This is a genomic window from Streptomyces shenzhenensis (genome assembly GCF_021462265.1).
In the GTDB taxonomy this organism is placed as follows: Bacteria; Actinomycetota; Actinomycetes; order Streptomycetales; family Streptomycetaceae; genus Streptomyces; species Streptomyces shenzhenensis.
Map to the genome: position 1 here is coordinate 66656 of NZ_JAJONF010000046.1, position 8942 is coordinate 75597.

8 protein-coding genes and 1 pseudogene are annotated in these 8942 nt (G+C 73.3%); 3 read left to right on the forward strand and 6 right to left on the reverse strand.

The window, feature by feature from the left end; genetic code table 11:
- The 4 genes from LQ326_RS38240 to LQ326_RS38255 all read right to left on the reverse strand — a co-directional run bounded on the left by LQ326_RS38240 (position 1) and on the right by LQ326_RS38255 (position 4617).
- The gene (locus LQ326_RS38240) at positions 1-1125 is read right to left on the reverse strand and encodes a TIGR03364 family FAD-dependent oxidoreductase (protein WP_308402111.1); all 1125 of its coding nucleotides are present in this window, start codon (positions 1123-1125) and stop codon (positions 1-3) included.
- A gap of 141 nt (positions 1126-1266) precedes the next feature.
- On the reverse strand, positions 1267-2022 hold the full coding sequence (locus tag LQ326_RS38245; protein ID WP_234543671.1) for a GntR family transcriptional regulator: 756 nt from the start codon (positions 2020-2022) through the stop codon (positions 1267-1269).
- Between the two features lie 179 nt (positions 2023-2201).
- The gene (locus tag LQ326_RS48490) at positions 2202-3185 is read right to left on the reverse strand and encodes a hypothetical protein (protein ID WP_308402112.1); all 984 of its coding nucleotides are present in this window, start codon (positions 3183-3185) and stop codon (positions 2202-2204) included.
- A gap of 313 nt (positions 3186-3498) precedes the next feature.
- Positions 3499-4617, reverse strand: a complete 1119-nt coding sequence (locus tag LQ326_RS38255) for an ROK family transcriptional regulator (RefSeq protein ID WP_372497061.1) — start codon at positions 4615-4617, stop codon at positions 3499-3501.
- 48 nt (positions 4618-4665) lie between these two features.
- Between LQ326_RS38255 and LQ326_RS38260 the strand changes: the two genes are divergently transcribed.
- The 3 genes from LQ326_RS38260 to LQ326_RS38270 all read left to right on the forward strand — a co-directional run bounded on the left by LQ326_RS38260 (position 4666) and on the right by LQ326_RS38270 (position 7410).
- Positions 4666-5745, forward strand: a complete 1080-nt coding sequence (locus LQ326_RS38260; protein WP_234543672.1) for a Gfo/Idh/MocA family protein — start codon at positions 4666-4668, stop codon at positions 5743-5745.
- Positions 5745-6245: a heme-degrading domain-containing protein gene (locus LQ326_RS38265; protein ID WP_234543673.1), complete on the forward strand. Its 501-nt coding sequence runs from the start codon at positions 5745-5747 to the stop codon at positions 6243-6245. The genes LQ326_RS38260 and LQ326_RS38265 overlap by 1 nt, the downstream gene beginning before the upstream one ends.
- Before the next feature lie 238 nt (positions 6246-6483).
- Positions 6484-7410 carry a LysR family transcriptional regulator gene (locus LQ326_RS38270; protein WP_234543674.1) on the forward strand — a complete coding sequence of 309 codons (927 nt, stop codon included), beginning with the start codon at positions 6484-6486 and terminating at the stop codon, positions 7408-7410.
- A 430-nt stretch (positions 7411-7840) separates the two neighbouring features.
- Here the strand turns inward: LQ326_RS38270 and LQ326_RS38275 are convergent, their stop codons facing one another.
- A complete protein-coding gene (locus tag LQ326_RS38275; RefSeq protein WP_234543675.1) occupies positions 7841-8680 on the reverse strand; it encodes a GNAT family N-acetyltransferase in 840 nt (279 codons plus the stop codon).
- A pseudogene (locus LQ326_RS48495) lies at positions 8677-8942 on the reverse strand (hypothetical protein); the annotation flags it as partial. The pseudogene LQ326_RS48495 and the gene LQ326_RS38275, both read right to left, overlap by 4 nt.

Below are 8942 nucleotides of genomic sequence, written 5' to 3' on the forward strand. Positions count from 1 at the left end.
TCACCAGCCCAGTTCGTCGGCGGTTGTCTCGGCTATCGCGGGCGAGCAGGTCATGCCGCGCCCGCCGGGCCCGGTGACCAGCCACACCCCGTCGGCCACCTGCTGCCGGTGCACCACCCGGCCCGGGTCGGTGCACTGGGCGTAGACCCCGGCCCAGCGGCGCCGGATGCGCGGCAGCGGCCGGCCGAGAAGGGACTCGACGACGCCGGTGAGGTGCTCGTACGGCTCCTCGACGGTGTCGAAGCCGAAGGGGTGCTCGTACTCGTGGGTGTCGCCGATGGTGAGGCCGCCGTCGGCGCGCTGCACCATGAGCAGCTGCATGCGGTGGGCCGCCGCCGTCTCCGGCTGCGGCCGGCGGGCGTTGAGCTCGTCCAGGGCCGGGGAGGCGTAGGCCGGGTAGTAGCGGAAGCTGTCGGCGTCGGCGACCGAGGTGGGGAGGGGTTCGCCCAGCGGGTCGGTCTGCATCATCTGGAGGCGGACGCGGCGCACCGGCAGGCCGGGGCCGGCCAGCTCGCGGACCAGGCCGCCGAGCCAGGCGCCGGTGCACAGGACGACGGCGTCGGCGGCGTGCACGTCGCCGTGGTCGTCCCGGACCGTGCCCGCTCCGGTCACCTCGCGCACCTCCCGGCCCGGCAGGAAGGTGTAGTTGGGGGACTTCAGCAACTCGGCGCGGAGGGCGAGCTGGGCCGTGCGCGGCTCGACGGCCGCGTCCCGTTCGCAGTACAGGGCGGCGTCGAAGGTGCCGCGCAGGGCGGGGTTCAGGGCGCGGGCCTCGGCGGGGGTGAGCAGCTTGTGGCCGCGGGCGGCCGCGTCGTCGCGGGCCACGGCGGCCTCGGCGACGGCGAGTTCGTACGCGCCGCGCACCGGGGTCAGCGACCCGTTGGCGCGGAAGCCGAGCGCGGGCACCCGCCTGCCGATCACCTCCCACAACTCCCTGGCCCGCAAGGCGGTTTCGAGTTCCTCCCCGCCCGCGCGCCCACTCACCCAGATCTGCCCGAAGTTGCGCAGCGAGGCGCCGCGGGCCTCGGCCTCGCGTTCGATCTGCACGACCTCGTGGCCGCGTTCCACTGCCTGCCAGGCGTGCATGGTGCCCACCACGCCTGCTCCCACGACTGTCACTCTCACGACCGTCACGCTCCTCGCGACCGGGGAACCGGAAAGGTCCGGCTGACAACGAGAGCGTGAACTGGCCATCACGTTTGGGCTAGACTCGTTATCTTCTCGTGACCTTGAGGTGGGTCGTGAAACCCTCCAGAACGGTCCTTTTCAGCCGCGGAGGTGGGCGGTGAAGGAGAACCGGTCCCCCCGGTACAGCGACCGCACCCGCTCCAGCGGCCGCGCCTCGGTGTCCCGGGACACCCGGTGGATCAGCAGCATCGGAAGGGCCGGCGGGGTGCCGATGAGCAGAGCCTCGCGCGGGGTGGCCAGCACGGTCTCGATGCGTTCGTCGGCGTCCCCGAACACGATGCCCTTCTCGTGCAGGTAGCCGTAGAAGGAGGAGTCGGGGTCGAAGTCGGTGTCGAGGTGCGGGACCCGGGCGACGGCGACGTAGGTGCTCTCCAGGCCGACCCGCTCGTCGTCGGCGAGCAGCACCCGCTCCAGGTGCCAGACGGGTTCGCCGCGCTCCAGGCCGGTCTCGGCGGCGAGGGCGGCCGGACAGGGGAAGCGGTCCAGGGTGACGAGGCCGCGGCCGGGGGTGCGGCCCTGGCGCCGTACGCCTTCGGTGTAGCTGGCGAGGGAGAGCGGCTGCTCCAGCTTGGGCCCCGCGACGACCGTGCCGCGGCCCTGCCGGCGCAGCTTGCCCTCAAGCACCAGTTCGCGCAGCGCCTGCCGGACGGTCTCACGGGCGACCCCGTACTCCTCGGACAGATCGCGCTCGGTGGGGATGACACCGCCCTCCCCCAGTGAGCCGACGAGCTGATCGATCCGCGCCTTCACCGCGTAGTACTTCGGGATGCGGCCGTGCTCGGGGATGCCGGAGCGGACGGGGGCGCCGGGGGCCTGGTCGTTCGGGTAGTCCACCCAGGGATGTTCGCAGACGGCACCCACCTGCCCGGACCGGGGGCGCCGCCGCCCGGCTCCCGCCCACCCGGACCGGCGTCACCACCGCCACGCGACTCCCGCCCACCCGGACAGGGGCGCCGCCGTCACCGGCGCGGTCGCGCGGGCCGCGGGTGGCGGCCGTCCACGCCGGGTGCGGGTCACCGCCGCCGGCGTGCCAGCAGGAACGCGCTCACTCCTACGGCGAGCAGGGCGGCGGCGGCCGCGAGCAGCCCGCGGGCCAGTCCGGTGCCGGTGCGGGCGAGCTCGCGGGCGCGTGCGCCGGCCTCCCAGGCACCCTCGGCGTCCAGGGCCCCGCGACCGTCCCAGGCCCCCGGGCTCTCCCCGGCTCCTGCGGCCTCGTCGGTGCGGGCCGGGGCGCTGCCGCCGGGGGAGGCGGCGGGGGTGCTCCCGGGGGTCACTTCGGTGCCGTCCCCCGGACTGTCGGCCCCCGGGTTGTCGGCGCCGGGGCTTTCGGGGCTGGTCTCCCCAGGCGTACGCGGGCCGGCCGTCGAGGAGCCGCCGGACGGGACGGCGGGGGCGGGGCTGGTGGGCCGTGGCGGTGCTTCGCCCCCGATGCCGAAGCGGTAGTCGTTCGACTCCCCCACCCACTCGCCGTCCGACCCCCGCCGCTGGACGACGGCCGCGTTGACCGTGACCCCGTTCGGTACGGCGTCGGAGGTGACGACGAGTCGCACCTTGACCGAGACGGTCGCCCCGGGCGCCACGGTGAACCCCGGGAAGTCGGCCCCGTCGAACACGCCGACCAGCTCGGACTCGTCGGTCTGCGTCAGCGGCACCGGGCGGGTGTGCGGGCCGTCGTAGAACTCCAGCTCGGTCTGGGACGGCTTGAGGACACGCTTGTCGTCGACGAGGACGACGACCGGGTGGACGTCGGCACAGATGCGGCTGGTGGTGTTGGTGAGGTCGAGGTACCAGATGCCGTAACCGCCGCCGGGGTCGTAGGACGAGGGGCCGCCGTGGAGGCGGGTGGTGAGGGGGAAGCCCTGATCGGCCGCGCCCGCGCAGGACGCCTCGGCGACGGCGGGGGCGGCCGTCGCCTGCGCTGCGGGGGCGAGCACGGCGGCGGTGACGGCGGCGGCTGCGGCGGCCAGGCAGAGGGGCAGGTACGTGGTCCATCGCATGATCATGTGATCCTGCCGCGCACCGCCGCGACCGGACGGCCGCCACTCCGCACGACGCCCCGAACCCGCCCGAACAGCCCTCTGCCATCCGCCATCCGGCGTCAGCCCTCTGGTGCCGCCCGCCAGCCGTCCGGCGTCCGATGTCAGCCCGCCGCCAGCCACAAACCCGCCGGTGCCAGCCGTCCGGCGTCCGACGTCAGCCCGCCGGTGCCAGCCGCCAGCCGTCTGGTGCCAGCCGTCCGCCGCCAGCCGCCCGGCGGCAACCCTCAGCCGTCACCCACACCGTCGGCCGCCCGGCGTCAGCCCCCCGCCGTCAGCCGTCCGCGCGCCCGAACAGCGGAGCGAGCAGCAGTTGGGCCGCGCCCTCGGCGACTCCTTGGCCGCCGCCGGGGGCGAGGCGCACGGGGACCGTCGTACGCAGGCTGCCCTCGCGCCGGGTGTGGGCGTCGAGGACGGCGGCGACCCCCCGTACGAAGGGCTCCGGCGCGGCGGCGATCGTGCGGCCGCCGAGCAGCACGAGGTCGATGTCGAGCAGGCCGGCCAGGTTCGCGGCGCCGACGCCGAGGACCCGCGCGGCCTCGGCCAGGTCGCCGCGGGCCACCGCCGCCAGGCACAGCGCCTCGATGCAGCCGCGGTCGCCGCAGTGGCAGGGCGGCCCGTCGAGCTGGACCACCTGGTGCCCGAACTCCCCGGCGCCGGTGCGCGCCCCCCGGTGCACGGTGCCGCCGATGACCAGGCCTGCGCCCAGCCCCGTACCGAGGAGCAGGCAGGCGAAGGAGCCGCCCTCGCCGCCGACGGCGAGTCCGAGGGCCGCCGCGTTGCTGTCCTTGTCGACGACGACCGGCACCCCGAGTCGCTCGGCGAGCGCGTCCCGCAGCGGGAACCCGTCCCACTCGGGGAACCCGGTGACCCGGTGCAGCACCCCGTGGGTGTGGTCGAGCGGACCGGGCGCCCCGACCCCGACCCCGAGCAGCGAGTCCCCGCCGCGCTCGACCAGTTCCCCGGCCACGTCCACGACCGCGCCCAGCACGGCCTCCGCCCCGGCCCCCAGGTCCACCTCCGCCCGCCGCGCCGCCACCACCGTGCCGTCGAGGTCCACGAGCACCGCCCGCAGCTCGTCCCGGTCCAACTGGATCCCCACCGCGTGTCCCGCGTCCGGCACCAGCCGCAGGACGGTGGCCGGCTTGCCCCCCGTGGACGCGCGCCGCCCCGCCTCCCCGGCGAGGCCCTCCTCGCGCAGCCGCGCGGTGATCTTGCTGACCGCCTGCGGAGTGAGCCCGGTCCGCTCGGCCAGTTCGAGCCGGCTGATGCCGCCCTCCCCCGCCGTGCGCAGCAGATCCAGCACCAGCGCGGCGTTGTGGCTGCGCATGGCCGGCAGATTCGCTCCGGCCACCCCCGGCCGCCCGCTCCTCGTCCTGTTCACGCCATCCATTCTCCCTCCCGCTTGCACTTTGGCAACAGCGTTGCGAAAGTGGGAGGCATGACAGCTGCTCCTCCGCTCCGCGTCGGCCTCATCGGCTACGGCCTCGCCGGATCCGTCTTCCACGCCCCCCTGATCGCCGCCGCCGAGGGCCTGGCCCTGGACACGGTGGTCACCTCGGACCCCGAGCGGCAGGCGCGGGCCGAGGCCGAGTTCCCGGACGTGCGGACCGTCGCCGGCCCCGACCAGCTGTTCGACCTCGGTGCCGAACTCGACCTCGTCGTCATCGCGTCCCCGAACAGGACGCACGTCCCGCTGGCGACGACCGCCCTCAAGGCGGGCCTGCCGGTCGTGGTCGACAAGCCGGTCACCGGCACCGCCGCCGAGGCACGCGAGCTGGCCGCCCTCGCCGAGGAGCAGGGCCTGCTGCTCTCGGTCTTCCAGAACCGCCGCTGGGACAACGACTTCCTCACCCTGCGCGGTCTCCTCGAAGAGGGTGCGCTGGGCGACCCCTGGCGCTTCGAGTCCCGCTTCGAACGCTGGCGCCCGCAGCCCAAGGGCGGCTGGCGCGAGTCCGGCGACCCGGCAGAGATCGGAGGTCTCCTCTACGACCTCGGCAGCCACGTCGTCGACCAGGCCCTGGTCCTCTTCGGCCCCGCCACCGAGGTGTACGCCGAGTCGGTGATCCGCCGGGCGGGCGCCGAGACCGACGACGACACCTTCCTCGCGCTCACGCACGCGAACGGCGTCCGCTCCCACCTCTACGTCTCGGCGACGGCGGCCCAGCTCGGCCCGCGTTTCCGGGTGCTGGGCTCGAAGGCCGGTTACGTCAAGTACGGCCTCGACCCGCAGGAGGACGCCCTGCGCGCGGGCAGGCGCCCGGGCGCCTCGGGCGAGTCCTGGGGCCTCGAACCGGAGTCCCGCTACGGCCGGCTGGGCGCCGGGGAGTCCCCGGTCACCGGCGGCGGCCGCGCCGTCCCCACCCTCCCCGGCGACTACCCCGCGTACTACGCGGCGGTGGCCCGTGCCCTGCGGGGCGAGGGCCCCAACCCGGTGACCGCGCTGGAGGCGGCCGCCGCCCTGGACATACTGGAAGCAGCCGGCCGCTCGGCGCGAGACAAGGTGACGGTGACCCTCTGATGCAGCACCCGCAGCTCACCCCGAAGACCATCCCCGAGCTCACCCCGTCCGTGGAGGAGTTGGAGAAGGAGGAACGCCGCCTGGTGTTCCGCCAGTTCACGAACGACGACGCGTGGGCCCTCGGCACCCTGCTGGTGGAGATGGCCCGGGAGCGCCAGGCCCCCGTCGCCATCGACATCCACCGCGCCGGCCAGCAGCTCTTCCACGCGGCCCTGCCCGGTTCGACCCCCGACAACGACGCCTGGATCGCCCGCAAGCGCGCCGTGGTCGAGCGCTACGGCTCGGCCTCCTACCTGGTCGGCGCCCGCTTCCGCGCCAAGGGCACGACCTTCGAGGAGTCCTCCCGCCTGGACCCGGACAGGTACGCCGCCCACGGCGGCTCCTTCCCGGTCACCGTGGAGAACGTGGGCGTGATCGGCGCCGTGACGGTCTCGGGCCTGCCCCAACTCCAGGACCACCGTTTCGTGGTGGAGGCACTGGAGAAGTATTTGGAGGCGTAGCCGACGGACAGGGGCGCGAGGCTGTGTTCGGTGTGCGGCTCCGCCGCGTGGGCGCGAGCAACCACGACGACACCGCACCCGTCCGAGCAGAGCGCCCCCCGCCCCTTGAGGGACGTCCGCCGGGGTCGATCCCGCGGGCGGGATCGGGTGCCAGTGTGGCCCGCTGATGCGCGGATGATCGCTATCGCGTTCCCCGTCGGAACATTGATACCTCAAGGGATGGACATAGAATCTTTGGATGCCCTCTTTTCGCGCACTGGAATGCCTCATCGCTGTCGCGGACACCGGATCGATCACTCAGGCCGCACTGCTGCTGCACTCCTCGCAACCGGCCGTGTCCCACCAGATCGCCTCACTGGAGCGCGAGGCCCGCACGGCCCTGCTGCGTCGCGAGACACGGGGGGTCAGGCTCACCGCCGCAGGCCGGGTCGCGGTCGCTGATGCCCGACGGGCGGTCGAGGCGGCTACCGCCGCTGTTCGGTCGGCTCGGGCAGTGGGAGAAGCCGGGGGCGGGTCGCTGCGGATCGGCTGCGCGCAAAGCCTTACCGTCGCCTTGCTCGCCCCGGTGCTCCGCGACTGGCGCCGGCGTCACCCGGAAGTGGCCATCACTCTGCATGAGCTCGCCGTCATGGACGAGGCACTGAGGCTGGTCGAGTCCGACGAGGTTGACGTCGCGGTGCTGCCGGACCCCCCGCCCGACCGTTTCCAGGTCACTGCCGTCGCCGAGGAGGAGATCGTGCTGGCTGCGCCCACCGGCCACCCACTGGCCCAACGAGCCTCAGTGCGGATCCAGGACCTCGATGGCGCGCCACTCGTGCACTACACGGCGCACAACCGCCTCGGCGCATGGCTCGACCAGTCCTTCGCCCGGGCCGGGGTCCACCCGGAGACGGTCATGCGGACGTCCGTTACTGCTACGGCACCCCAACTCGCCGCCGCAGGACTGGGCATCGCGGTCTGTCCGGTGAGTGCGGTCAGTGCGGGCTTTCCGGGCGTGGTCCGGCCGTTCTCACCGCGGTGGACCAGACAATTGACGGCGGTGACCTCTGCCAACACCGATCCGCTCGTCGCGCGGTTCATCGCGGGGCTGCGCCGTCGCGGAGTGCGGGTCCCCCGCAGCGTACAGACGCAGCTCGACGAAGGCGTCGTGGTCGCGGGCGAGTGACCACAAACAGTGTGCGACCTGCAGGACCCAAGGCACGGCTCCTCCGGCCTCGGCGTACATCGGTACGGTCCGCGAGAACGATCATGGTCCTCCAGGCGTGGCCGACCAGGGCGGTGATGGGCTTGTGGGCCCTCGCCTTGGTCAGCCGCTCCGCGGCCGTCGTGCACCGTTGCCCGGGAGTGTGCGGGGCGATATCGCTGCCCTTGACCACCTTGGCGAATCCGGCAGCGAACCGCCCTTACCCACCTTCTCCGTGAGCGTGGTCCGGTACTTCACCTTCGCGTCCGCGTCCGGCTCCGTTCTCGCCTTCTCGGGGTGCGACCGGGCAATGAAGGGTCCTGAAGCCCCGTGCCCGGCGGAGGTCCCGCCCGCCGACAGGGGCGAAGGCCTCCAGGCGACACCGAGCCGTAGCCATACGTAAACCGGGCTGTCACCGGTCGCGCCAGAGCCATGTGGAGCGCTCGTACAACGGCTCGAATCCGGTGCGTAGCATGTTGTGGAGGGATGTGTTGTGGTCGCCGGGGGCTTCCGCTCCGGTCTCGGCGACGAGCCATCGGCAGCCTGCCGCCTGGGCCGTCCGGGCGCGGGCGGTGAGTAGTGCCGACTGGGCGCCACGTCCGCGTCCTTCTGGGAGTGTCGCTCCGCCGAACATGTCGGCACACTCACCGTTGACGAAGATGCTCCCGACCGCGACGATCCGTTCGCCGTCCCAGACCGCGTACTGGTGCCAGTTCGGCCTGCCCACGCACGACGCCGCCATGTCGATCATGCCTGGCGTGGTGAACCCGAAGGTGGTCATCATGACCGTGGCCCACTCGTCGGCCTGATGGGATTCGACCGGCCCGATGCGCAGCCCGGGGTCGAGTGCCGCGACGCCGTCGAGCGCGGACAGTGCGGTCCCGGTGTCGCATCCCAGTTTGACGAAACGGCTGCCTTCGGTGAGGTTGAGCTTGCCGGCGGTCGAGGCCCAGTCCGTCGGTAGCAGCGGCGGCGCGATCATGAACGCGCCCTGGGGTACACCGTGCTCCCGGTAGAAGTCGCAGACCTGCGCCGGGACGTCTGCGGTGATCGGTTCGCCTGTGCCGAATCCGCCGGCGCGGTTGAAGAAGCGGCTGGGGTCCTCGCGTATCGCGAGAGCCAGCGCCGAGCCGATGCGCAGCGAGCCGATGCCGAGCGAGTCCCGCACCGGCGTCGGTGCGCCGGTTGCGAAGTCGGCGTACGCCTCGATTTCGGTCTCCTCGGCCAGGCCGATAGGCACAGTGGTTGTCATGCTTGCTTCCCCATCTCTTGGTTGTTCACGAAGTCCGACACGATGGCGGCGAACTCGTCCCGCTGTTCGATGCGCCCGGAGCGGCCGCTCTCGCGCAGCTCGGACCGGCCGGCTTCGCTTTCGCCAGCGCCGACCGGGTCCAGGTGCACGAGAGTCAGCCCGCCTTCCAGCCCAGGCATCCGCAGGTATTCCGAGTGCACGCCCGGGCCTCCGGAGTGCACGAGGCATACCGGCCCCTCACCGGGGTCGTGTCCCCGGTAGT

Excerpts from the sequence above, each read along its gene's own strand:
- LQ326_RS48490 (WP_308402112.1), bottom strand. The coding sequence starts at position 3,185 with ATGCGATGGACCACGTACCTGCCCCTCTGCCTGGCCGCCGCAGCCGCC.
- LQ326_RS38255 (WP_372497061.1), bottom strand. The coding sequence starts at position 4,617 with ATGGATGGCGTGAACAGGACGAGGAGCGGGCGGCCGGGGGTGGCCGGA.
- LQ326_RS38260 (WP_234543672.1), top strand. The coding sequence starts at position 4,666 with ATGACAGCTGCTCCTCCGCTCCGCGTCGGCCTCATCGGCTACGGCCTC.
- LQ326_RS38265 (WP_234543673.1), top strand. The coding sequence starts at position 5,745 with ATGCAGCACCCGCAGCTCACCCCGAAGACCATCCCCGAGCTCACCCCG.
- LQ326_RS38270 (WP_234543674.1), top strand. The coding sequence starts at position 6,484 with ATGCCCTCTTTTCGCGCACTGGAATGCCTCATCGCTGTCGCGGACACC.
- LQ326_RS38275 (WP_234543675.1), bottom strand. The coding sequence starts at position 8,680 with ATGACAACCACTGTGCCTATCGGCCTGGCCGAGGAGACCGAAATCGAG.